At 53.0% G+C, this 22,564-nt stretch carries 20 protein-coding genes, 3 tRNA genes and 4 rRNA genes; 11 read left to right on the top strand and 16 right to left on the bottom strand.

From position 1 onward, the window contains the following. Nucleotides 1-2 precede the first annotated feature (2 nt). From LH86_RS03220 to LH86_RS03205, 4 genes are read left to right on the top strand one after another with little or no spacing between them, the layout of a single operon-like run. The gene (locus tag LH86_RS03220) at nucleotides 3-557 is read left to right on the top strand and encodes a type I DNA topoisomerase (RefSeq protein WP_039298276.1); all 555 of its coding nucleotides are present in this window, start codon (nucleotides 3-5) and stop codon (nucleotides 555-557) included. Beyond that, nucleotides 550-1,122: an L-threonylcarbamoyladenylate synthase type 1 TsaC gene (gene tsaC / locus LH86_RS03215; protein ID WP_039298274.1), complete on the top strand. Its 573-nt coding sequence runs from the start codon at nucleotides 550-552 to the stop codon at nucleotides 1,120-1,122. The genes LH86_RS03220 and tsaC overlap by 8 nt, the downstream gene beginning before the upstream one ends. A gap of 2 nt (nucleotides 1,123-1,124) precedes the next feature. Next, a complete protein-coding gene (gene aroE, locus LH86_RS03210) occupies nucleotides 1,125-1,943 on the top strand; it encodes a shikimate dehydrogenase (protein WP_039298270.1) in 819 nt (272 codons plus the stop codon). After that, complete coding sequence (locus LH86_RS03205) at nucleotides 1,940-2,197, top strand: DUF1488 domain-containing protein (RefSeq protein ID WP_039298266.1); 258 nt, start codon at nucleotides 1,940-1,942, stop codon at nucleotides 2,195-2,197. The genes aroE and LH86_RS03205 overlap by 4 nt, the downstream gene beginning before the upstream one ends. On the opposite strand, the gene LH86_RS03200 is transcribed toward LH86_RS03205, so the two are convergent. After that, nucleotides 2,173-2,727, bottom strand: a complete 555-nt coding sequence (locus LH86_RS03200; protein ID WP_039305882.1) for a gamma carbonic anhydrase family protein — start codon at nucleotides 2,725-2,727, stop codon at nucleotides 2,173-2,175. The two genes, LH86_RS03205 and LH86_RS03200, sit on opposite strands and share 25 nt — an antisense overlap. A gap of 474 nt (nucleotides 2,728-3,201) precedes the next feature. Between LH86_RS03200 and LH86_RS03195 the strand changes: the two genes are divergently transcribed. The 7 genes from LH86_RS03195 to rrf (LH86_RS03165) all read left to right on the top strand — a co-directional run bounded on the left by LH86_RS03195 (nucleotide 3,202) and on the right by rrf (LH86_RS03165) (nucleotide 8,778). Next, nucleotides 3,202-4,743 (top strand): 16S ribosomal RNA (locus LH86_RS03195). A gap of 68 nt (nucleotides 4,744-4,811) precedes the next feature. After that, a tRNA-Ile gene (locus tag LH86_RS03190) sits at nucleotides 4,812-4,888 on the top strand. A 113-nt stretch (nucleotides 4,889-5,001) separates the two neighbouring features. Continuing rightward, nucleotides 5,002-5,077 (top strand) — tRNA-Ala (locus LH86_RS03185). A 206-nt stretch (nucleotides 5,078-5,283) separates the two neighbouring features. Further along, nucleotides 5,284-8,190, top strand: a 23S ribosomal RNA gene (locus LH86_RS03180). A gap of 92 nt (nucleotides 8,191-8,282) precedes the next feature. Further along, nucleotides 8,283-8,398, top strand: a 5S ribosomal RNA gene (rrf, locus tag LH86_RS03175). A 150-nt stretch (nucleotides 8,399-8,548) separates the two neighbouring features. Next, nucleotides 8,549-8,624: transfer RNA gene (locus LH86_RS03170), tRNA-Thr, on the top strand. 38 nt (nucleotides 8,625-8,662) lie between these two features. Beyond that, nucleotides 8,663-8,778, top strand: a 5S ribosomal RNA gene (gene rrf, locus LH86_RS03165). Together the 16S, 23S and 5S rRNA genes with 3 tRNA genes alongside form the textbook arrangement of a ribosomal RNA operon. A 265-nt stretch (nucleotides 8,779-9,043) precedes the next feature. Here the strand turns inward: rrf (LH86_RS03165) and LH86_RS03160 are convergent. The 15 genes from LH86_RS03160 to msrP form a co-directional block, all read right to left on the bottom strand. Further along, on the bottom strand, nucleotides 9,044-9,802 hold the full coding sequence (locus LH86_RS03160) for an amino acid ABC transporter ATP-binding protein (RefSeq protein WP_039298264.1): 759 nt from the start codon (nucleotides 9,800-9,802) through the stop codon (nucleotides 9,044-9,046). 8 nt (nucleotides 9,803-9,810) lie between these two features. Then, nucleotides 9,811-10,914, bottom strand: coding sequence for an amino acid ABC transporter permease (locus LH86_RS03155; RefSeq protein ID WP_039298261.1), 1,104 nt, complete (start codon nucleotides 10,912-10,914; stop codon nucleotides 9,811-9,813). 9 nt (nucleotides 10,915-10,923) lie between these two features. After that, nucleotides 10,924-12,105, bottom strand: coding sequence for an amino acid ABC transporter permease (locus LH86_RS03150; protein ID WP_039298258.1), 1,182 nt, complete (start codon nucleotides 12,103-12,105; stop codon nucleotides 10,924-10,926). Between the two features lie 71 nt (nucleotides 12,106-12,176). Further along, entirely contained in the window at nucleotides 12,177-13,202 is a 1,026-nt protein-coding gene (locus LH86_RS03145; protein ID WP_039288246.1) for an amino acid ABC transporter substrate-binding protein, read from the bottom strand. A gap of 297 nt (nucleotides 13,203-13,499) precedes the next feature. After that, on the bottom strand, nucleotides 13,500-13,721 hold the full coding sequence (locus LH86_RS03140) for a hypothetical protein (protein WP_039288243.1): 222 nt from the start codon (nucleotides 13,719-13,721) through the stop codon (nucleotides 13,500-13,502). Between the two features lie 291 nt (nucleotides 13,722-14,012). Beyond that, nucleotides 14,013-14,309 (bottom strand): DNA-binding transcriptional regulator Fis, encoded by a 297-nt coding sequence (gene fis / locus LH86_RS03135; RefSeq protein WP_000462905.1) that lies wholly within the window; start codon nucleotides 14,307-14,309, stop codon nucleotides 14,013-14,015. A 25-nt stretch (nucleotides 14,310-14,334) separates the two neighbouring features. Further along, nucleotides 14,335-15,300 carry a tRNA dihydrouridine synthase DusB gene (gene dusB / locus LH86_RS03130; protein WP_039298255.1) on the bottom strand — a complete coding sequence of 322 codons (966 nt, stop codon included), beginning with the start codon at nucleotides 15,298-15,300 and terminating at the stop codon, nucleotides 14,335-14,337. A gap of 371 nt (nucleotides 15,301-15,671) precedes the next feature. Then, on the bottom strand, nucleotides 15,672-16,556 hold the full coding sequence (gene prmA, locus LH86_RS03125) for a 50S ribosomal protein L11 methyltransferase (RefSeq protein ID WP_039298252.1): 885 nt from the start codon (nucleotides 16,554-16,556) through the stop codon (nucleotides 15,672-15,674). Between the two features lie 11 nt (nucleotides 16,557-16,567). After that, nucleotides 16,568-18,022, bottom strand: coding sequence for a sodium/pantothenate symporter (gene panF / locus LH86_RS03120; RefSeq protein WP_039298249.1), 1,455 nt, complete (start codon nucleotides 18,020-18,022; stop codon nucleotides 16,568-16,570). Continuing rightward, complete coding sequence (locus LH86_RS03115) at nucleotides 18,012-18,254, bottom strand: YhdT family protein (protein ID WP_008454917.1); 243 nt, start codon at nucleotides 18,252-18,254, stop codon at nucleotides 18,012-18,014. The genes panF and LH86_RS03115 overlap by 11 nt, the downstream gene beginning before the upstream one ends. Before the next feature lie 113 nt (nucleotides 18,255-18,367). After that, nucleotides 18,368-19,714, bottom strand: coding sequence for an acetyl-CoA carboxylase biotin carboxylase subunit (gene accC, locus LH86_RS03110; protein ID WP_008454915.1), 1,347 nt, complete (start codon nucleotides 19,712-19,714; stop codon nucleotides 18,368-18,370). A 10-nt stretch (nucleotides 19,715-19,724) separates the two neighbouring features. After that, a complete protein-coding gene (gene accB / locus LH86_RS03105; RefSeq protein WP_039298246.1) occupies nucleotides 19,725-20,204 on the bottom strand; it encodes an acetyl-CoA carboxylase biotin carboxyl carrier protein in 480 nt (159 codons plus the stop codon). 22 nt (nucleotides 20,205-20,226) lie between these two features. Next, nucleotides 20,227-20,679, bottom strand: a complete 453-nt coding sequence (gene aroQ / locus LH86_RS03100) for a type II 3-dehydroquinate dehydratase (RefSeq protein WP_008454912.1) — start codon at nucleotides 20,677-20,679, stop codon at nucleotides 20,227-20,229. Nucleotides 20,680-20,910: 231 nt separating this feature from the next. Next, on the bottom strand, nucleotides 20,911-21,510 hold the full coding sequence (gene msrQ / locus LH86_RS03095) for a protein-methionine-sulfoxide reductase heme-binding subunit MsrQ (RefSeq protein ID WP_039298244.1): 600 nt from the start codon (nucleotides 21,508-21,510) through the stop codon (nucleotides 20,911-20,913). After that, complete coding sequence (msrP, locus tag LH86_RS03090; RefSeq protein ID WP_039298243.1) at nucleotides 21,511-22,515, bottom strand: protein-methionine-sulfoxide reductase catalytic subunit MsrP; 1,005 nt, start codon at nucleotides 22,513-22,515, stop codon at nucleotides 21,511-21,513. Nucleotides 22,516-22,564: the final 49 nt, after the last annotated feature.

The following is a 22,564-nucleotide window of genomic DNA, read 5'->3' as shown; positions in this document are numbered from 1 at the left end:
TTATGGCCAAGTCAGCACTGTTCTCGGTGCCAAAAAATGAACCCTGCCCCCAATGCGGGGCAGAGTTAGCAATACGTTCCGGTAAACACGGCCCATTTTTGGGGTGTTCTCATTACCCGGAATGCGATTATGTTCGCCCGCTAAAGAGCCAGGCCGATGGGCATATTGTTAAAGTGCTTGATGGCCAGCAATGCCCGGTTTGTCAGTCAACGCTTGTGCTGCGTCAAGGGCGGTTTGGCATGTTTATCGGCTGCAGCAATTACCCTGAATGCGAACATACCGAAATCATTGATAAACCGGATGAGACGGCAATAGCGTGCCCTCAATGCCAAAAAGGGCAACTGGTTCAGCGTCGCTCGCGCTACGGGAAAACGTTCTGGTCTTGTAACAGCTACCCGGACTGTCAGTTTGTCATTAATTTTAAGCCGGTAGCGGGCATCTGCTCTGAATGTCAGTACCCGCTGCTTATTGAAAAGAAAACGGCTCAGGGCGTGAAACGCTTCTGTGCCAATAAACAATGTGGAAAGCCGGCAACGGCGGAACAAGCCAGTGAATAATAACCTGCCTGAAGGCCAGCTCGCGCAGATCGTAGCGGCCCTGAAAGAACAACAAGTCATCGCTTACCCAACCGAAGCCGTTTTTGGCGTTGGTTGCGATCCCGATAGTGAACTCGCGGTTACTCGCCTGCTTGAGCTGAAACAGCGTCCGGTAGAAAAGGGACTTATCCTTATCGCCGCCAATTTTGAGCAGCTGAAACCTTATATAGATGCCGCTGCGCTTAATGAAGCACAGCTTTCGGTGGTGTTTGCAAACTGGCCTGGCCCGGTGACGTTTGTTTTCCCGGCTTTGCCTTCCACCCCAAAATGGCTGACCGGGCGTTTTGATTCTCTGGCGGTGCGTGTGACCAATCATCCGCTAGTGAAAGAGTTATGTCTTGCCTATGGTAAACCTCTGGTGTCTACCAGTGCGAATCTTACGGGCTTGCCTCCGTGCCGCAGCTCGGAAGAAGTTCAGCAACAGTTTGGCCAAAGTTTCCCTGTACTGATGGGGGATACCGGTGGGCGGCTTAATCCTTCAGAAATACGCGATGCCTTAACCGGCGAACTCTTCCGTCAGGGGTAATAATGGAAACTTTCGCCGTCTTTGGTAACCCTATTCAGCACAGCAAATCCCCCCTTATTCATCGCCTTTTCGCGGAACAATTGGGTATTGAACATCCTTATGGACGCGTGCTTGCTCCGTTAGATTCTTTTGTTGGAACACTTGACGACTTCTTCAATAAAGGAGGAAGAGGCGCCAACGTAACCGTACCTTTTAAAGAGCAGGCTTTTGCCCGTGCAGACGAATTAACTGAGCGCGCTGCGCTTGCCGGGGCGGTCAATACGCTCAAGCGCATGGAAGATGGGCGTTTGCTTGGAGACAATACGGACGGTATCGGCTTGTTGAGCGATCTTGAGCGTTTAAAACTGATCAAACCTGGCGACCGTATTCTGCTGGTGGGGGCAGGCGGTGCAGCGCGTGGCGTACTGCTGCCTTTGTTGTCATTGGATTGTGCGGTCACGATAACCAACCGAACGTTTGCCAAAGCGGCAGAGCTTGCTAATTTGTTTAACCATACTGGGAGTGTTAACGCCGTAGCAATGGATCAGCTCGAAGGGCATGAATTCGATTTACTGATCAACGCCACGTCCAGCGGAATTGGCGGTGAGATCCCCGCGCTGCCGGTTTCTCTCCTTTCCCACCACGTAAGCTGCTACGACATGTTTTACCAGAAAGGGCTGACGCCATTCTTGAGCTGGGCTACAAGCTACGGCGTAGTGCATTACGCAGATGGTCTTGGCATGCTGGTGGGCCAGGCTGCTCACGCCTTTATGCTCTGGCATGGCGTTATACCGGATGTTGCGCCAGTCATTGAGACGTTGAAAAGAGAAATGGCGGCGTGAATCAGGCCATTCAGTTCCCGGATCTAGAAACCTGGGATGAAGAGCGACAAGCTATCCGTTTTCCGGCGCTGGTGCAGGGGTTCCAGGTTGAGTGCGCGATAAGCTCGTCGGCCATTGCCAGCCGCTTCGGCGGCAATGGCGCCGAAGAGTGGCTTTCTTTGTTTCGGGAAAATCGTTGGGACCTTGAAGAAGAAGCCGAAGGCCTGATCGAAAGTGAGCAGGAAGGCGATCAAGGTTGGTACTGGCTATCCTGAGCCAGATACTCATCTTTCCAGCGCACATAATTGTTAGCGGAATAGGTTAATCCAGCCAGTTCCGCTTCAGTCAGGCGGCGAATCTGTTTCACCGGGCTGCCTAAATAGAGAAAGCCGCTTTCCAGGTGCTTGTTTTGTGGTACCAGGCTACCGGCTCCAATCATCACATCATCTTCTACTACTACACCGTCCAATAGGATCGATCCCATTCCAACTAAGACGCGATTACCGATCGTGCAGCCGTGAAGCATCACCTTATGGCCCACCGTCACATCTTCACCAATAGTCAGCGGGTTCCCTTCAGGTTTATAAGAGGACTTATGGGTAACATGAAGCACGCTGCCATCCTGGATGTTGGTGCGTGCTCCAATTGTCACGTTGTTTACGTCCCCACGAATAGCCACTAACGGCCAGATGCTGACATCATCCGCCAGCTTTACATCTCCAATGACCACGCTGGTGGGATCAACCATGACTCGTTCACCGAGTTGAGGGAAAGTTTTTTGAAAAGCACGCAGTACCGCAGACATAAACACCTCAGGTAAGTTCATTACAGACATAGACTGTGGTCGCTTTCTTGAGCAATGGCAAGGGAGTAAAGGGCCGGAAAGAGGGCAGATCGAACATGATCTCAGCGAAAAGAGTGAAAACTAAACATTCAGAAAAAAAGATCGAAAAAGTACTTGTGCTAAAAAGTGGGATCCCTATAATGCGCCTCCATCGAGACGGCACAGTGAATCACTTCACAAAATGGCCGGTTCGATAAAGAGAAAAAATCCTGAAAATCGGGGTTGACTCTGAAAGAGGAAAGCGTAATATACGCCACCTCGAGTTAGCAAGCGAAAGCGCCTAACTCACTGCTCTTTAACAATTTATCAGACAATCTGTGTGGGCACTCGCAGGATTGATATCTCAGCATCTTCGGATGCAAAAAAATATCAAGTCTTGAAGAGTGACTACTGATTTTATAAACAGTTTTAATTCTTTGAGCATCAAACACTTTTAAATTGAAGAGTTTGATCATGGCTCAGATTGAACGCTGGCGGCAGGCCTAACACATGCAAGTCGAGCGGTAGCACGGGAGAGCTTGCTCTCTGGGTGACGAGCGGCGGACGGGTGAGTAATGTCTGGGGATCTGCCTGATGGAGGGGGATAACTACTGGAAACGGTAGCTAATACCGCATAACGTCGCAAGACCAAAGAGGGGGACCTTCGGGCCTCTTGCCATCAGATGAACCCAGATGGGATTAGCTAGTAGGTGAGGTAATGGCTCACCTAGGCGACGATCCCTAGCTGGTCTGAGAGGATGACCAGCCACACTGGAACTGAGACACGGTCCAGACTCCTACGGGAGGCAGCAGTGGGGAATATTGCACAATGGGCGCAAGCCTGATGCAGCCATGCCGCGTGTATGAAGAAGGCCTTCGGGTTGTAAAGTACTTTCAGCGAGGAGGAAGGCGTTAAGGTTAATAACCTTAGCGATTGACGTTACTCGCAGAAGAAGCACCGGCTAACTCCGTGCCAGCAGCCGCGGTAATACGGAGGGTGCAAGCGTTAATCGGAATTACTGGGCGTAAAGCGCACGCAGGCGGTTTGTTAAGTCGGATGTGAAATCCCCGGGCTCAACCTGGGAACTGCATTCGAAACTGGCAAGCTTGAGTCTTGTAGAGGGGGGTAGAATTCCAGGTGTAGCGGTGAAATGCGTAGAGATCTGGAGGAATACCGGTGGCGAAGGCGGCCCCCTGGACAAAGACTGACGCTCAGGTGCGAAAGCGTGGGGAGCAAACAGGATTAGATACCCTGGTAGTCCACGCCGTAAACGATGTCGACTTGGAGGTTGTGCCCTTGAGGCGTGGCTTCCGGAGCTAACGCGTTAAGTCGACCGCCTGGGGAGTACGGCCGCAAGGTTAAAACTCAAATGAATTGACGGGGGCCCGCACAAGCGGTGGAGCATGTGGTTTAATTCGATGCAACGCGAAGAACCTTACCTACTCTTGACATCCAGAGAACTTTCCAGAGATGGATTGGTGCCTTCGGGAACTCTGAGACAGGTGCTGCATGGCTGTCGTCAGCTCGTGTTGTGAAATGTTGGGTTAAGTCCCGCAACGAGCGCAACCCTTATCCTTTGTTGCCAGCGGTTCGGCCGGGAACTCAAAGGAGACTGCCAGTGATAAACTGGAGGAAGGTGGGGATGACGTCAAGTCATCATGGCCCTTACGAGTAGGGCTACACACGTGCTACAATGGCGCATACAAAGAGAAGCGACCTCGCGAGAGCAAGCGGACCTCATAAAGTGCGTCGTAGTCCGGATTGGAGTCTGCAACTCGACTCCATGAAGTCGGAATCGCTAGTAATCGTAGATCAGAATGCTACGGTGAATACGTTCCCGGGCCTTGTACACACCGCCCGTCACACCATGGGAGTGGGTTGCAAAAGAAGTAGGTAGCTTAACCTTCGGGAGGGCGCTTACCACTTTGTGATTCATGACTGGGGTGAAGTCGTAACAAGGTAACCGTAGGGGAACCTGCGGTTGGATCACCTCCTTACCTAATAGATACAACCCGCGTAGTGCTCACACAGATTGTCTGATAGAAAACGAGCAGTAAAACCTTATAGGCTTGTAGCTCAGGTGGTTAGAGCGCACCCCTGATAAGGGTGAGGTCGGTGGTTCAAGTCCACTCAGGCCTACCAAATTTTCCGCTATCCTGCGTTACAGCACCACTCACATACAAAAGTATGCTTCGTGGCGCTGCGCCTTGACTAGCAAAGAATTCATGGTAATTCAAAGGTTTTACGAAATCGATGGGGCTATAGCTCAGCTGGGAGAGCGCCTGCCTTGCACGCAGGAGGTCAGCGGTTCGATCCCGCTTAGCTCCACCATCATTTCATGCACCAAAACTTACTTCAGAGTGTACCGGTGACGGTGTACTGCGAAGTATTTGCTCTTTAACAATCCGGAACAAGCTGAAAATTGAAACGACATGTCGTCTCGTTCTTCCGTAATAAAGAATGAGGTTAAGACATGTTCGAGTCTCTCAAATTTTCACAATATCGATTGTGTCTTACGAGACACCTTCGGGTTGTGAGGTTAAGCGACTAAGCGTACACGGTGGATGCCCTGGCAGTCAGAGGCGATGAAGGACGTGCTAATCTGCGATAAGCGTCGGTAAGGTGATATGAACCGTTATAGCCGGCGATTTCCGAATGGGGAAACCCAGTGTGATTCGTCACACTATCATTACGTGAATACATAGCGTAATGAAGCGAACCGGGGGAACTGAAACATCTAAGTACCCCGAGGAAAAGAAATCAACCGAGATTCCCCCAGTAGCGGCGAGCGAACGGGGAGCAGCCCAGAACCTGAATCAGTTTGTGTGTTAGTGGAAGCGTCTGGAAAGTCGCAGGGTACAGGGTGATACTCCCGTACACTAAAATGCACAAATTGTGAGTTCGAAGAGTAGGGCGGGACACGTGGTATCCTGTCTGAATATGGGGGGACCATCCTCCAAGGCTAAATACTCCTGACTGACCGATAGTGAACCAGTACCGTGAGGGAAAGGCGAAAAGAACCCCGGCGAGGGGAGTGAAAAAGAACCTGAAACCGTGTACGTACAAGCAGTGGGAGCCTCATTTATGGGGTGACTGCGTACCTTTTGTATAATGGGTCAGCGACTTATATTCTGTAGCAAGGTTAACCGTATAGGGGAGCCGCAGGGAAACCGAGTCTTAACTGGGCGTTAAGTTGCAGGGTATAGACCCGAAACCCGGTGATCTAGCCATGGGCAGGTTGAAGGTTGGGTAACACTAACTGGAGGACCGAACCGACTAATGTTGAAAAATTAGCGGATGACTTGTGGCTGGGGGTGAAAGGCCAATCAAACCGGGAGATAGCTGGTTCTCCCCGAAAGCTATTTAGGTAGCGCCTCGTGAACTCATCTTCGGGGGTAGAGCACTGTTTCGGCTAGGGGGCCATCCCGGCTTACCAACCCGATGCAAACTACGAATACCGAAGAATGTTATCACGGGAGACACACGGCGGGTGCTAACGTCCGTCGTGAAGAGGGAAACAACCCAGACCGCCAGCTAAGGTCCCAAAGTCATGGTTAAGTGGGAAACGATGTGGGAAGGCACAGACAGCCAGGATGTTGGCTTAGAAGCAGCCATCATTTAAAGAAAGCGTAATAGCTCACTGGTCGAGTCGGCCTGCGCGGAAGATGTAACGGGGCTAAACCATGCACCGAAGCTGCGGCAGCGACACTATGTGTTGTTGGGTAGGGGAGCGTTCTGTAAGCCGTTGAAGGTGAACTGTGAGGTTTGCTGGAGGTATCAGAAGTGCGAATGCTGACATAAGTAACGATAAAGCGGGTGAAAAGCCCGCTCGCCGGAAGACCAAGGGTTCCTGTCCAACGTTAATCGGGGCAGGGTGAGTCGACCCCTAAGGCGAGGCCGAAAGGCGTAGTCGATGGGAAACAGGTTAATATTCCTGTACTCGGTGTTACTGCGAAGGGGGGACGGAGAAGGTTATGTTAGCCGGGCGACGGTTGTCCCGGTTTAAGCATGTAGGCGGGAAGTTTAGGTAAATCCGGACTTCTGTTAACGCTGAGGTGTGATGACGAGGCACTACGGTGCTGAAGTAACAAATGCCCTGCTTCCAGGAAAAGCCTCTAAGCATCAGGTAACATTGAATCGTACCCCAAACCGACACAGGTGGTCAGGTAGAGAATACCAAGGCGCTTGAGAGAACTCGGGTGAAGGAACTAGGCAAAATGGTGCCGTAACTTCGGGAGAAGGCACGCTGTCGGTAGGTGAAACCCCTCGCGGGTGGAGCTGAAGGCAGTCGAAGATACCAGCTGGCTGCAACTGTTTATTAAAAACACAGCACTGTGCAAACACGAAAGTGGACGTATACGGTGTGACGCCTGCCCGGTGCCGGAAGGTTAATTGATGGGGTTATCCGCAAGGAGAAGCTCTTGATCGAAGCCCCGGTAAACGGCGGCCGTAACTATAACGGTCCTAAGGTAGCGAAATTCCTTGTCGGGTAAGTTCCGACCTGCACGAATGGCGTAATGATGGCCAGGCTGTCTCCACCCGAGACTCAGTGAAATTGAAATCGCTGTGAAGATGCAGTGTACCCGCGGCAAGACGGAAAGACCCCGTGAACCTTTACTATAGCTTGACACTGAACATTGAGCCTTGATGTGTAGGATAGGTGGGAGGCTTTGAAGCGTGGACGCCAGTCTGCGTGGAGCCAACCTTGAAATACCACCCTTTAATGTTTGATGTTCTAACGTAGACCCGTGATCCGGGTTGCGGACAGTGTCTGGTGGGTAGTTTGACTGGGGCGGTCTCCTCCTAAAGCGTAACGGAGGAGCACGAAGGTTAGCTAATCACGGTCGGACATCGTGAGGTTAGTGCAAAGGCATAAGCTAGCTTGACTGCGAGAGTGACGGCTCGAGCAGGTGCGAAAGCAGGTCTTAGTGATCCGGTGGTTCTGAATGGAAGGGCCATCGCTCAACGGATAAAAGGTACTCCGGGGATAACAGGCTGATACCGCCCAAGAGTTCATATCGACGGCGGTGTTTGGCACCTCGATGTCGGCTCATCACATCCTGGGGCTGAAGTAGGTCCCAAGGGTATGGCTGTTCGCCATTTAAAGTGGTACGCGAGCTGGGTTTAGAACGTCGTGAGACAGTTCGGTCCCTATCTGCCGTGGGCGCTGGAGAATTGAGGGGGGCTGCTCCTAGTACGAGAGGACCGGAGTGGACGCATCACTGGTGTTCGGGTTGTCATGCCAATGGCATTGCCCGGTAGCTAAATGCGGAAGAGATAAGCGCTGAAAGCATCTAAGCGCGAAACTTGCCCCGAGATGAGTTCTCCCTGACCCTTTAAGGGTCCTGAAGGAACGTTGAAGACTACGACGTTGATAGGCTGGGTGTGTAAGCGTAGCGATACGTTGAGCTAACCAGTACTAATGATCCGTGAGGCTTAACCTTACAACACCGAAGGTGTTTTAGAGAGATTTTCAGCTTAGTTCAGGATTAGATTGATGGTTATGCGCGAGCATAACGGTCAATAACAGAATTTGCCTGGCGGCCGTAGCGCGGTGGTCCCACCTGACCCCATGCCGAACTCAGAAGTGAAACGCCGTAGCGCCGATGGTAGTGTGGGGTCTCCCCATGCGAGAGTAGGGAACTGCCAGGCATCAAATTAGCAGTAATGGTAGTAATACGAGGCAGTTCACTACTCTCAGAGAGTAGGACTGACTCACCAAAAGGTGAGTCTGAACGCTGCGAAGCAGCGGCCCGTAGGGTGAACGAGAGTTCATCAACTGCCAGGCATCAAATTAAGCGTGCTGATATGGCTCAGTTGGTAGAGCGCACCCTTGGTAAGGGTGAGGTCCCCAGTTCGACTCTGGGTATCAGCACCACTTTTTAGGTTAAAGTTCGGCACGTAGAAAAGAATTTGCCTGACGGCCGTAGCGCGGTGGTCCCACCTGACCCCATGCCGAACTCAGAAGTGAAACGCCGTAGCGCCGATGGTAGTGTGGGGTCTCCCCATGCGAGAGTAGGGAACTGTCAGGCATCAAATAAAAGAAAAGGCCCAGTTTTTGACTGGGTCTTTTCTTTTATTTGCTGTTTACCGGTGAGCTACTGCTCCTGAGTAGGACAAATTCGTCGGGAACGGATTTGCACAGCCTTAGGCTGCCTGAAAGGTTGCGGGCAGGACAGCCCGGCATACAACTGTCAGGCATCAAATTAGCAATAACCCCGACCGAAAGACCGGGGTTTTTTGCTTTCTGAGATGTGCAAAACAGCATGAAAAGGCCGCATCAGCGGCCTTTGTCATTTAATGGATAACCTGAGACAAGAAAGCTCGCGTTCTTTCCGATTTCGGATGGGCAAAAAACTCTTCAGGAGGCGCTTGTTCTACGATCTCGCCACGATCCATAAAGATAACCCTGTCAGCAACGGTGCGCGCAAATCCCATTTCGTGAGTCACGCACAGCATCGTCATCCCGGATTCGGCCAGACCAATCATGGTATCCAGCACTTCCTTTACCATTTCCGGGTCAAGCGCAGACGTTGGTTCGTCGAAGAGCATGATTTTAGGCTTCATGCATAGCGAGCGAGCAATGGCCACACGCTGCTGCTGGCCACCGGATATCTGCCCCGGGAATTTATGCGCATGTTCAGCGATTCGTACTCGTTCAAGATAGTGCATCGCCAGCGCCTCGGCTTCTTTCTTGGGCATCTTACGCACCCAAATCGGGGCCAAAGTGCAGTTCTGCAAGACAGTTAAATGCGGGAACAGGTTAAAGTGCTGGAAGACCATGCCGACTTCGGTACGGACTTTCTCTATGTTGCGGAGATCGTCATTCAGCTCTGTACCGTCGACGACAATACGCCCCTGCTGATGCTCTTCAAGATGGTTAATACAGCGAATAGTCGTTGATTTCCCGGAGCCCGATGGCCCACACAGTACGATACGCTCACCCTGCTTTACATTGAGATTAATATCTTTCAAAACATGGAATTGCCCGTACCATTTGTTCACATTTTCCAACGTGATCATCGTGTCGGCAGCCTGCAGTGTCATTTTACTCATCATAATCCTTAGTGCGGCGTGCGGCCGGTGTGGAAGCGCTTCTCCAGGTGCTGGCTGTAGCGCGACATACTGAAACAGAAAATCCAATAGACGATAGCGGCAAAGACATAGCCTTCTGTCGACATCCCCAGCCAGGCCGGATCGACAGTGGCTTGCTGTACGCTACTAAACAGGTCGAACAGGCCGATGATGATCACCAGACTGGTGTCCTTAAACAGCGCAATAATCGTGTTCACCAGGCCCGGGATCACCAACTTCAGGGCCTGAGGTAAAATCACCAGTCCTTGTGTTTTCCAGTAACCGAGTGCCAGTGACTCTGCGGCCTCATATTGCCCTTTGGGCAGAGCCTGTAGCCCGCCACGAACCACCTCAGCCACATAGGCTGACTGGAACAAAATCACCCCGACTAATGCCCGAATCAGTTTATCGATGGTGGTGCCTTCCGGCAGAAACAGCGGCAGCATCACGGAAGACATGAACAGCACCGTGATCAGCGGTACGCCCCGCCAAAATTCGATAAACATTATCGAAAGGATTCTCACTACCGGCATGCGTGAGCGCCTGCCCAGAGCCAGAACGATACCCAGCGGCAGGGCGCCTGCAATGCCGACGGAAGCAATGATCAGCGTGAGGGTTAATCCGCCCCAAAGACGAGTCTCTACGCGGTCCAGTCCCAGTAAACCACCGTACATCAACACCCAAACGAGGAGCGGATAGGCCACGGCCCAGCCAGCGATATAGCGACCGCGGTGAGGCAGAGACTTCCAGAACATTGTGGCCACGGAAAACAGCCCAATGATGAGGGCAAAATTGATGCGCCAGCGCTGATCGTGGGGGTAAAGCCCATACATGAATTGCCCGAAGCGGTCGTGGATAAAGACCCAACATGCTCCGCCTTTTGTGCAGTCGGCTCTTGTCTCACCGACCCAGTTCGCCTGGAAAACCGCCCAGTCGAGAAGCGGAGGGATAAGCGTCCACATCAGCCCAAGACAAAGCAGTGTGAGCAGAGTATTCAGCCAGCTGGAGAAGAGATTTTTACGCATCCAGCGCCAGATTCGCTCCGGGTGGCTGCCTGCCGGGCGGGCGCTGTGCGCCGTTAAAACTTTAGTCATCGACATTCCTTAACGCTCGACCAGGGCAATGCGGCGGTTATAGACGTTCATCAGCAGCGAAATAACCAGGCTGATAAGTAAATAAACGGACATCGTGATAGCGATGGTTTCTATTGCCTGGCCCGTCTGGTTCAGCACGCTGCCGGCAAACAAAGACACCATATCCGGATAACCAATGGCCGCTGCCAGCGAAGAGTTTTTGACGATGTTCAGGTACTGGCTGGTCAACGGCGGAATGATGACTCTCAGCGCCTGAGGCACAATCACCTGGCGAAGCGTCACCTGCTTAGGCAGGCCCAGAGACAAAGCTGCCTCGTGCTGGCCAAAGGGGACGGACTGAATACCTGAACGAATGATTTCCGCGATGAACACCGAGGTGTAAACCGACAACGCCAGCGTTAAAGCCGCCAGCTCAGGAATAAGTACAATCCCGCCACTGAAGTTGAAACCGTGCAGAGCCGGGATATCCCAGTGAAGGGCTGCCCCGAAGATCAAATGTGCCAGCAGCGGTAACGCAACGATCAACGCGATCGTTACAGGCCAGGTGCGACGAATCTGCCCGGTTCTCATTTGGTGCATTTTGTTATAGCGATACAGGCCCGCGGAGACGAGCAACGCGCACAGAATGGCAACCGTAAATGCCAGCAGACCTTCCCCCATAATCGGAGCCGGAAGAGACATGCCACGATTGCTCAGATACATCAGGCCAAAGGCATCCATAGCCTGGCGTGGGCCCGGCAGATTACGAAGTACGGCAAAGTACCAGAAGAAAATTTGCAGCAGTGGGGGGATGTTGCGAAACGTCTCTATATAAAAGGTAGAGAGTTTACGCACCAGCCAGTTATCAGAGAGTCGTGCCAGGCCCACAAAGAAGCCGATAAACGTCGCGAATACAATACAGAGAACAGACACCAGCAGGGTATTCAGCAACCCAACAACAAAGACTTTGCCGTAAGTATCTCCCTGATCGTAATCGATCAGATGCTGGACAATGCCGAACCCGGCGGCGCGATCGAGAAAAGCAAAACCGGAGGTAATACCGCGGCTGTCCAGGTTGGTAATTGTGTTGTGAATCAGATAAACCGCCACGCCAATAACGAAGGCGATAGCGACGATCTGATACAGCCAGGCGCGAACCGAGGGGTTAGAAAAAGATAAGTCGGCCTTCACGGCTGGACGGTGATGACGCATAAGCAAACCTCAGTAACAGGAACATAAATCTGGGGCACCGCAATGGGCAGTGCCCTGTTCTGGTCTTTCGCTTAGCGAACTGGTGGGGCGTACTGGATCCCGCCGTTGTTCCACAGGTTATTCTGGCCGCGTTTGATTTTCAGCGGGCTTTGGGCGCCGACGTTGCTCTCGAAAATTTCAGCGTAGTTACCGACCTGCTTCACGATGTTGTAGGCCCACTTGTTATCCAGCTTCAGGTCTTTGCCGAAATCACCTTCTTTCCCTAACAGGTGTGCCATATCCGGCGTGGTTGGATTGGCGGCCATCTGGTCGACGTTTTTAGAATTAATACCCATCTCTTCGGCATTCAGCATGGCGAACAGCGTCCAGCGCACGATAGAGAACCAGTCATCGTCCCCGCGGCGTACAACAGGCCCCAGGGGTTCTTTCGAGATGACTTCTGGCAGCACGAGCCATTCTGCAGGATTGCTGAGCTTGATGCGCAGGGCGTACAGCTGAGATTGATCCGAGGCCAGAGTATCGCAGCGCCCGGACTCCAGCGCTTTGGCCGACTCGTCTGAACGGTCAAAGGTGACCGGCGTGTACTTCATCTTATTGGCTTTGAAGTAGTCGGCGACGTTCAGCTCGGTGTCGGTCCCCGCCTGAATACAAACTGTGGCACCGTCGAGCTCTTTCGCGCTTTTGAGGCCAGCTTTATTGTGGGTCAGGAAACCGATACCGTCGTAATAAGTGACGCCAGTAAACACCATCCCCATCCCCGCATCGCGGGAGGAAGTCCAGGTGGTGTTACGTGAAAGAATATCCACCTCGCCGGACTGCAGCGCAGTAAAGCGCTCTTTTGCCGTCAGCGGAGTGTATTTGACTTTGGATGCATCGCCGAAGACGGCTGCTGCAACACCGCGGCAAACATCCACGTCGATACCGGTGAACTTGCCGCTGCCGTCAGCGTAAGAAAAGCCCGGCAGACCATCGCTGATCCCACATTGCACGAAGCCTTTCTTTTTGACGGCATCCAGTGTAGTGCCTGCGTGAGCCTGATTAACCATCGCAAACAGCGTGCCGGTAGCGACCAGAGTGGCGATCATCATCTTCTTCATAAATGCATCCTGAGTGGCAAAATTATCGTTATTGGCGAAATGGCATCCGGGAGGCGCCAGATCCGTATTCGTGGCAAATGCCCGCGTCACAGTCTTTAAAGCAAAGTGGATGCCAGGTTTTTATGGCGGCGTCTTATGGAGAAGAAGGCCGGCAGCAATGAGGACAAGGGGAAAAAAATGCGCCGAAATAGTGCAGGCCTGCAACTAACGGCGCATTTCAGAGCAAAATGATTCAGGTGTTGCAGGAAGACGAAACAAAAAAGCGCGAGAAGCTCGCGCTTTGCCAGAAGGGGAGACTTATTTGGTGAGTGCCACGATACCCAGGGCTACCCCTGCCACGGCAGCGGTACCCGCGGCAATCGCGCCAGCGGTTTCCCAGTTATCCTGGGTGGTGCCTTTCATACAGGTATTGGTGTGCACCAGGCGCCCCTGGTCGTCATAGACCGGTACGCAAGGGGAATCGGTCGCACAGCCTGCCAGGAAAGTCGTGAGCAATGCGACGGCGATGAATTTAGTCATTTTGAACCTCGGTTTTACCAAACGCCGGGACAGGGATTGCTCTCGTAGGTGCCCATAAAGGTACGAAGCTTTCACGGATGCTGCACCGGTGTGAATGTGGCTATTTTACCACTGCGACTCAGACCACAGGATCGGGGAATAATTGCAAAGCGTGTGAAGTGTAAACAAAGTGAAGGAAAGGGCGGTACAGGGAGCAATGATGAGGGAAAACGTCAGATTCGGGGGATAGAAAAGAGAAAAGGCGCTTTCCCATGCCGAGTCGCGCCTTTTCACAACACTAACTGATTAGTATCAGTTCATGCCGTATTTTTTCAGTTTCTTACGCAGCGTACCGCGGTTGATGCCCATCATCAGGGCAGCGCGGGTCTGGTTGCCACGGGTGTATTGCATCACCATGTCCAACAATGGCTGTTCTACTTCAGCCAGTACCAGCTCATACAGGTCATTCACATCCTGACCATTCAGTTGAGCAAAATAGTTCTTCAGTGCCTGTTTCACGGAATCACGCAGGGGTTTTTGGGTTACCTGATCCTGAGAGTTAACGGTAGAAACGGTCAGTACGTCAGAATTTACGCGTTGTTCGAACATAGTTCTGTCAGCTCTTTATTTCTGTTTACGCAAAATTTTCGAAGTATGCCTCCAACGCCTCCAGCTGTTCGCTGGCATCCTCAATGGCGTTGAATGTGCGCCGAAACTGGTCATTTGGAGCGTGCTCCTGGAGATACCAGGAGACGTGTTTACGAGCAATTCGGTAACCTTTTACATCGCCATAAAAGCTATGCAGTTCCCGAACGTGCGAGCAAAGTAAGCGCTTCACCTCTGCCAGAGGCAAGGGGGGCAGCAGCTCTCCAGTGTCCAGATAATGCTGGATTTCCCGAAAGATCCAGGGTCTTCCCTGAGCCGCACGGCCTATCATCAGGGCATCAGCCCCCGTATAGTCAAGTACAGCTCTGGCTTTAAGCGGGTCAGTAATGTCACCATTCGCGATAATCGGAATGGAAACTTTCTGCTTAACTGCCCGAATGCTGTCGTATTCAGCATCGCCCTGGAATAAACAGGCGCGTGTGCGTCCATGAATTGTCAGAGCCTGAATCCCACAGTCTTCAGCCAGTTGGGCAATCTCTACACAGTTACGGTGCGCGGGCTCCCAGCCGGTACGAATTTTCAACGTCACAGGAACATCCACTGCCTTCACTACCGTCGTCACGATGTCCTTTACCAGACTCGGGTACTGCAGAAGGGCTGAACCTGCCAGCTTACGATTCACCTTTTTTGCCGGACAACCCATATTGATATCAATAATCTGGGCGCCATTAGCCACGTTAATTCGCGCGGCTTCTGCCATCTCTTCCGGTACGCTGCCGGCAATTTGCACGGTGCGAATACCCGGTTCATCCACATGAACCATGCGTAAACGGGATTTGTCACTCGCCCAAACTTCCGGGTTAGAGGACATCATCTCGGAAACGGTTAACCCGGCTCCCATCTCGTAGCACAGCGTCCTGAATGGTCTGTCAGTGATGCCAGCCATAGGTGCTGCGATCAGGCGATTTCTGAGCTGGTGGTGTCCGATGCGCATGAGTTAAGAAATGACCATACTGTGCCTGCAAGGCGGCGTATATTACGCATTTTTCGCACGAGATGAAAGGCCAAACTTTGAACAATCCTCTGTCACAGATCAATGAAGCGGCAACAAGCGTGGCCAGAATACGTAATTCATTCAACTAATCAGCAAGTTAGGATTTTTCGTTTATTTCATGCTGTTTTAAATTTTCCTGAAAGTTAGCAGAAATATGCTGTCCAACAGGCTATTTTTACCAGATAAACCGCTGTTTTTGTGGCCAGTTTTGGGTTTTTTATGCGAACAAGCTCTCATTTTTACATGCGGCTTACTCACTAAAACTGGCTCAAAACGACACACGGCGCGATGTCCGTATGCCGTTATTTTCATCAGCCGTGCTTGCGGCCGGTGATGCGGCACCACTCTTCTTTTTCCGCAACCGGGTCAAGCGTGAACTTATCGGCATAAGCTTCGCAAACGCCTTCGGCCTGGCTTGCCAGAACGCCAGAGAGGCCAAGCAAACCGCCCTCAACTGGCAGCACGCTGATTAACGGCGCTAACTCACGCAAAGGGCCGGCCAGGATGTTAGCGACCACCACGTCGGCGCTCATGACTTCTGGCTGGTCTTTCGGCAGGTAAAGCTCAAGCCGGTCGGAAACACCGTTACGCTCGGCGTTATCACGGCTCGCCTGAATCGCCTGCGGATCGATATCGATGCCGATAGCTTTTGCGGCCCCCAGTTTGAGGGCGGCAATCGCCAGGATCCCGGAGCCACAGCCGAAGTCGATCACGGTTTTGCCCGCCAGGTCCAGGCCGTCGAGCCATTCGAGGCACAGCGAGGTGGTTGGATGGGTACCGGTGCCAAACGCCAGGCCCGGGTCGAGCATCACGTTCACGGCAGTTTCATCCGGCACATCGCGCCAGCTTGGGCAGATCCACAGGCGGTTGCCGAAGCGCATTGGGTGGAAGTTGTCCATCCATTCGCGCTCCCAGTCTTTATCTTCCAGCTGTTCCACTTTGTGGTGGAATCCCTGGCCGAGCAAAGGGCAGTGCTCAAGGATAGCGACAACTTCTTCCATGTCGGTTTCCGCGTCGTACAGGCCGATAACGTCGGTATCACCCCAAAGGCGAGTTTCACCCGGCAGCGGTTCAAAGACCGGCGTGTCGTGGGTGTCCTGGAAGGTGACGGAAACCGCCCCGCTTTCAATCAGCGCATCGCCTAAGCTTTCAGCGTTGCCGCCGGTGGTGTTAATTTTCAGTTGGATCCATGGCATGGCGAAACTCTTTATTTATCAGTAGTGGAAACAAGAAGGGGTTCCTGAATGGGGCGACCAAAACGGTTACCGATCAGGAACGCCAGCAAGCTGAACAGGAGTGAAGGCACAATCGGGTGGAAGCCCAGGAGCTGCAGGCCGAAACTGGCGAGCACCGCGTAAAGTCCGCCGCCGACAATCATGCCGCTCAGCGCGCCAGCCGCGTTTGCTTTCTCCCAATAGAGACCCAGCACCAGAGGCCACAGAAAAACGGCCTCCAGGCCCCCGAAGGCCAGCAGATTAAGCCAGATAATCATCTCCGGCGGTCGCCAGGCGGCCAGCATCATCAGAATGCCCAACACCAGCGTAGTGGTGGTGGAAATGCGCTTCAGGCGGCGCTCCTGATGAATTTTAGCCGGACTTGCGCTAAGCCACAGGTCTTTCACGATCGTCGCGGATGCCTGCAGCAAGTGGGCGTTCACGTTGGACATAATGGCGGCCATTGGCGCGGCCAGGAATAACCCTGCGGCCCAGGGCGGCAGAACCTTCATCATCAGCGTAGGGATAACCAGATCCGGTACCGTCAGGCCCGGGAGTACCGCTCTGCCCAGCGCGCCAGCAAGGTGCATACCCAGCATCAGTATTGCGACCACAATAGTGCCGATGATGATGCCGCGGTGGACGGCTTTGCTGTCTTTATAAGAGATGCAGCGTACTGCCGTGTGGGGCAGGCCGATCACGCCAAAACAGACCAGTACCCAGAAGGAAGCCATAAACGTTGGCGTCAGAATGTCCCCCGCGCCCTGGGGGCTGACGAGTTTCGGATCGATATGTTCTAGTGTTTGTACCGCGCTGCCCAGCCCGCCTGCGGCATGAACCACGCCGACCAGCAGCACGATGGTGCCTATCAGCATCACCATGCCCTGCATGGTGTCATTGAGCACGCTGGCACGGAAGCCGCCGAAGGATGTATAGAGCGCGATAGTAATCCCGAAAATCAGCAGGCCAGTTTCATACTTTATACCTGCGGCGGTTTCCAGCAGCCGCGCGCCACCGATGAACTGAACGGCAATCGCGCCAACAAACGCGACCAACAGGCTGATACTGGCAATCCAGACGACGGCCCGATTCTGGTAGCGAGCCTGGAGCATGTCATTCAGCGTGATGGCGTTATAGCGGCGCGCCAGGATAGCGAATTTCTTCCCGAGGATCCCCAGAGAAAGCCAGATCGTCGGGATCTGAATCATGGCCAGCAGCACCCAGCCCAGGCCGAACTTATAGGCGGCACCCGGTCCGCCGATAAACGAACTGGCACTGATGTAGGTGGTGGTGAGCGTCATGGCCAGCACAAAGCCGCCCATCGAACGACTGCCGAGGAAATATTCACTCAGAAAGGTGCCGGAAGTGCGCTGGCGCATGGCATAAACGGAAAGGCCAAAGACCGCAATCAGGTAGATAACCAGCACGGCAATCACTTCATTTTGCATGGTCATCCCCCAGAGGAATGTCGCGGAATAAGTATTTCACCATCAGCCAGCAAAGCAGGATAAACAGCAGCGGCACCAGCAGACAGGCCATCTCGAACCAGTGCGGTAATCCGGTGATCCCCTGTGTATTGTCAGGTAAGTAAGCAGCTACTAACCATGCGGCAAGATAGAGCAAGGTCAGCCAGAGCGCCCAGCGCGCTTCTTTATGGGCCTGAACAAAACGGTTGTCCATTTTTGTCCCTTGAGTTTGCAGAAAGCGGGGATTGTAACGCATCCATCCTGTTGGAGGATAAAAAAAGAAAAAGGCCGGAAATCCGGCCTTTTGTCGACATGTTCAACGGAAACTTAGTGCTGAAGACCGAGTTTCTTCTCCAGGTAGTGGATGTTTGTTCCACCGTGCTGGAAGTTTTCGTCGTTCATGATTTTGGTCTGCAGATCGATATTGGTTTTGATGCCATCGATAATCAGTTCTGCCAGTGCGTTTTTCATGCGGGCAATAGCCACTTCACGCGTTTCGCCGTAGCAGATGAGCTTCCCAATCATTGAATCGTAGTACGGCGGTACAGTGTAACCGGCGTAGATATGCGATTCCCAACGCACGCCAAAACCACCAGGCGCGTGGAAGCGCGTGATTTTGCCCGGGCTTGGCAGGAAGGTGTTCGGGTCTTCGGCGTTGATACGGCATTCCACCGCGTGGCCGGTAACGTGAACGTCTTCCTGTTTGATGGACAGCGGCTGACCGGCCGCAATACGCAGCTGCTCTTTGATCAGGTCAACGCCGGTAATCATTTCGGTAACCGGGTGTTCTACCTGAATACGGGTGTTCATTTCGATGAAATAGAACTCGCCGTTTTCGAACAGGAACTCAAAGGTACCTGCGCCGCGATAGTTAATGTCGATGCAGGCTTTGGCGCAGCGGTCGCCGATGAATTTACGTAGCTCAGGCGTGATGCCCGGGGCTGGTGCTTCTTCAACGACTTTCTGGTGGCGGCGCTGCATGGAGCAGTCACGTTCAGCCAGATAGATAGCGTGCCCCTGGCCGTCGGCCAGAACCTGAATCTCGATATGGCGTGGGTTCTCGAGGTATTTCTCCATGTAAACCATGTCGTTGTTGAAAGCCGCTTTGGCTTCCGCACGGGTCATGTTGATGGATTGCTCGAGCTCCGCGTCGCTGCGCACTACGCGCATACCACGACCGCCGCCGCCGCCGGAAGCTTTGATAATAACCGGGTAGCCGATGCGTTTTGCATGGGCACGGTTTTTATCCATGTCGCCGTCCAGTGGGCCGTCAGAACCTGGTACCGTCGGTACGCCTGCTTTCTTCATCGCGGTGATCGCGGAAACTTTGTCGCCCATCAGGCGGATAGTTTCAGCTTTCGGGCCGATGAAGATAAAGCCGGAGCGCTCAACCTGCTCGGCAAAGTTGGCGTTTTCAGACAGGAAGCCGTAACCCGGGTGAATCGCGACCGCGCCGGTAATTTCCGCCGCAGAGATGATTGCCGGGATGTTCAGGTAGCTTTTTACGGAAGGAGCCGGGCCGATACAGACCGTCTCATCCGCCAGTAATACGTGTTTCAGATCGCGGTCCGCGCTTGAGTGCACGGCGACAGTCTTGATGCCCAGTTCTTTACAGGCACGAAGAATACGCAGTGCAATCTCGCCGCGGTTGGCGATGACAATTTTATCCAGCATGTTCGCCTCGTTACTCGATGACGACCAGCGGCTCGTCAAATTCTACCGGCTGACCATTCTCAATCAGAATTGCTTTCACCACACCGGCTTTATCTGATTCGATCTGGTTCATCATTTTCATTGCTTCAACGATGCACAGGGTGTCGCCCACGTTAACTTTCTGGCCCACTTCCACAAACGCTTTGGCGTCCGGGCTAGGGGTACGGTAGAAGGTACCGACCATTGGGGAACGTACGATGTGACCACTGACTTCAGCAGATGCAGGGGCTTCCATTGCTGGGGTTGCTGCTGGTGCAACGGCCTGAGCCAGACCTGGCTGTGGCTGCGGTTGGTACATTGGCGCAGCGTAAGCCTGTTGCATCATTGGGAAACCAGCGTTTGCCGGGGAGCGGCTGATGCGTACAGACTCTTCGCCTTCAGAAATTTCCAGTTCAGCGATGCCTGATTCTTCAACCAGCTCGATCAGTTTTTTAATCTTACGAATATCCATGAGTGGGTTCCGTACTCTTTGTTTAGATGGATTTTGACAGGCGTTTTACCGCCGTCTGTAAAGCATATGAATAGCCGTCAGCGCCTAATCCGCAGATCACGCCGATGGCCTTATCTGATAGATAGGAATGATGGCGGAACGGTTCACGCGCGTGCACATTGCTGAGGTGAATCTCGATAAACGGGATATCCACCGCCAGTAACGCATCGCGCAGCGCAACGCTGGTATGCGTGAACGCGGCCGGATTAATCAGGATAAAGTCCACAGTGTCTTTGGCCTGATGAATTCGGTCAATCAACGCATATTCGGCGTTAGATTGCAGGTGACTGAGCGTCACGCCAAGGCTTGTTGCCTCAGCCTCAAGCGTGTTAACAATTTCTGCTAACGTCTGGTGGCCGTACTTCTCCGGCTCCCGTGTGCCCAGCATGTTCAGATTAGGGCCATTCAAAAGCAAAATGTGAAATTCACCCGACATCGTGCTGCCATCTCCTGCGATTAGTAGGCAATTTACAAAATATACCTAAGTTTTCCGGTTGTCACCTTTTCGAGCCGAAAATGGTCGTCAGAAAAAACCGAAGTCGCACATTATAACGATTTCGTAGCATTTGGCAGCTAAATACTGGTCTTATCAGGGAAGATGATCAACTGATATCCAGTTAAGGATACCGATTGATGTTTATTCTGCGGAGAAGCACACGCTTTGCGGTTAGCGCCACCACTGGCGAAACTTCTTGTAGCGAAGTGCAAGAAGAATGATAGCGCCCAGAGCATAAAGCAAGGGTTGAGGGGTCAAAATCTTAACCGACCAGAGGAAATGAATCGGCGCGAGGATCGCGACCAGATAGACGAAGTTATGCAATTTCTGCCAGCGGGCACCCAAAAAACGCTGGGCTCGCTGGGTCGACGTCACGGCCAGGGCCAGCAGGATAATCCAGCAAATGATACCCAGCGTCAGATAAGGGCGGGACACCAGTTCCTGTCCAAGCAGGCCAAGATTGCTGATCCCCAGCTCCAGCAGGGAATAGCTGGTGAGGTGCAGCGTTGCCCAGACGAAGCACCACACGCCCAACAGGCGGCGGGTACGAATCAAGAGCGGCTGTTTAGCGTAACGCGCGAGTGGCGTGACAAGTAACGTCGCCAGCAGCAGTTTGAGCGCCATTCTGCCGGTAAAATGCTGAATATCTTTTGCCGGATCGGCGCTGAAAAGTCCCTGGCTTGCCGCATAGAACAGCCAGACAAAGGGCAGAAAAGCGGCCAGATGAAGCCCCACTTTCAGCCAGGTAATCTGTTTTACCGTCAGGCGCACTCAGAAGTTCTCCTTCAAATTCAGGCCGCGATACAGCGAGGCAACCTGATCTGCGTAGCCGTTGAACAGCAAAGTAGGCTGACGCTTAACATCCAGCACGCCGCCCGAGCCAATAAAGCGCTCTGAAGCCTGTGACCAGCGAGGATGATCAACGTGCGGGTTTACGTTGGCGTAGAAACCATATTCATTAGGCGCGGCAAGGTTCCATGTCGTAGGCGGCAGTTCGCGCACCAGTTTTATGCTGACGATAGATTTAATGCCTTTAAAGCCATATTTCCACGGCACCGTGAGGCGAATCGGCGCGCCATTTTGCGGGGGTAAAGCTTTACCATAAACGCCCACGGTTAACAGCGTGAGCGGATGCATCGCCTCATCCAGCCGCAATCCTTCTACATAAGGGTATTGCAACCCGCCACCGATGAACCGGTCCTTCTGGCCCGGCATTTGCTCCGGGTCATAAAGCGTTTCAAAGGCAACGTATTTTGCGTTGCTGGTGGGTTCAACCAGGGCGAGCAGCTTGTGAAGCGGGAAGCCAATCCACGGTACGGCCATCGACCATGCCTCGACGCAGCGCATGCGGTAAATGCGTTCTTCCAGCGGGAAGCGCTTATAAAGGTCATCGTGATCGAGCGTCATGGGCTTAGCCACTTCGCCGCTGATTTTAATCTGCCAGGGATCGGTTTTTAGCCCGCCGGCGTTAGCGGCAGGATCGGCCTTATCCAGGCCAAATTCATAGAAGTTGTTGTAGCCCGTGACTTTGTCTTCCGGGGTCAGGGCCAGTTTGGCCTGGTACTCTTCTGGCTTAGTGAACGTCAGCGGTTTGCCGGCAGGTGCCGGTGGGCGATCGTTACCTTTGAACCAGGACAGAATATCGGCGTTGGCTGTCTGAGGGAGTGACAGTGCGGCCGCGCTGATGCCCAGCGCTTTCAGTACCTGGCGACGCTTCATCATAAACACAGATTCTGGCGTAACGTCGGCTTCGGTGAGCCGGGTGACCTTTTTCATGACGTTCTCCTCGTAGCGATAGCCTAAGCATGACCGAGAGAAAGCGTTC

Origin of the sequence: Cedecea neteri (assembly GCF_000758325.1) — a bacterium.
Lineage (GTDB): Bacteria > Pseudomonadota > Gammaproteobacteria > Enterobacterales > Enterobacteriaceae > Cedecea > Cedecea neteri_B.
Note: the sequence above shows the minus strand (reverse complement) of the source record. Positions and strands in the feature narration are given on the sequence as shown.

Coding starts and splice junctions, on each gene's coding strand:
- LH86_RS03220 (WP_039298276.1), top strand. CDS start 3: ATGGCCAAGTCAGCACTGTTCTCGGTGCCAAAAAATGAACCCTGCCCC.
- aroE (WP_039298270.1), top strand. CDS start 1,125: ATGGAAACTTTCGCCGTCTTTGGTAACCCTATTCAGCACAGCAAATCC.
- LH86_RS03200 (WP_039305882.1), bottom strand. CDS start 2,727: ATGTCTGCGGTACTGCGTGCTTTTCAAAAAACTTTCCCTCAACTCGGT.
- LH86_RS03160 (WP_039298264.1), bottom strand. CDS start 9,802: ATGAGTAAAATGACACTGCAGGCTGCCGACACGATGATCACGTTGGAA.
- LH86_RS03155 (WP_039298261.1), bottom strand. CDS start 10,914: ATGACTAAAGTTTTAACGGCGCACAGCGCCCGCCCGGCAGGCAGCCAC.
- LH86_RS03150 (WP_039298258.1), bottom strand. CDS start 12,105: ATGCGTCATCACCGTCCAGCCGTGAAGGCCGACTTATCTTTTTCTAAC.
- LH86_RS03145 (WP_039288246.1), bottom strand. CDS start 13,202: ATGAAGAAGATGATGATCGCCACTCTGGTCGCTACCGGCACGCTGTTT.
- LH86_RS03140 (WP_039288243.1), bottom strand. CDS start 13,721: ATGACTAAATTCATCGCCGTCGCATTGCTCACGACTTTCCTGGCAGGC.
- fis (WP_000462905.1), bottom strand. CDS start 14,309: ATGTTCGAACAACGCGTAAATTCTGACGTACTGACCGTTTCTACCGTT.
- dusB (WP_039298255.1), bottom strand. CDS start 15,300: ATGCGCATCGGACACCACCAGCTCAGAAATCGCCTGATCGCAGCACCT.
- prmA (WP_039298252.1), bottom strand. CDS start 16,556: ATGCCATGGATCCAACTGAAAATTAACACCACCGGCGGCAACGCTGAA.
- panF (WP_039298249.1), bottom strand. CDS start 18,022: ATGCAAAATGAAGTGATTGCCGTGCTGGTTATCTACCTGATTGCGGTC.
- LH86_RS03115 (WP_008454917.1), bottom strand. CDS start 18,254: ATGGACAACCGTTTTGTTCAGGCCCATAAAGAAGCGCGCTGGGCGCTC.
- accC (WP_008454915.1), bottom strand. CDS start 19,714: ATGCTGGATAAAATTGTCATCGCCAACCGCGGCGAGATTGCACTGCGT.
- accB (WP_039298246.1), bottom strand. CDS start 20,204: ATGGATATTCGTAAGATTAAAAAACTGATCGAGCTGGTTGAAGAATCA.
- aroQ (WP_008454912.1), bottom strand. CDS start 20,679: ATGTCGGGTGAATTTCACATTTTGCTTTTGAATGGCCCTAATCTGAAC.
- msrP (WP_039298243.1), bottom strand. CDS start 22,515: ATGAAAAAGGTCACCCGGCTCACCGAAGCCGACGTTACGCCAGAATCT.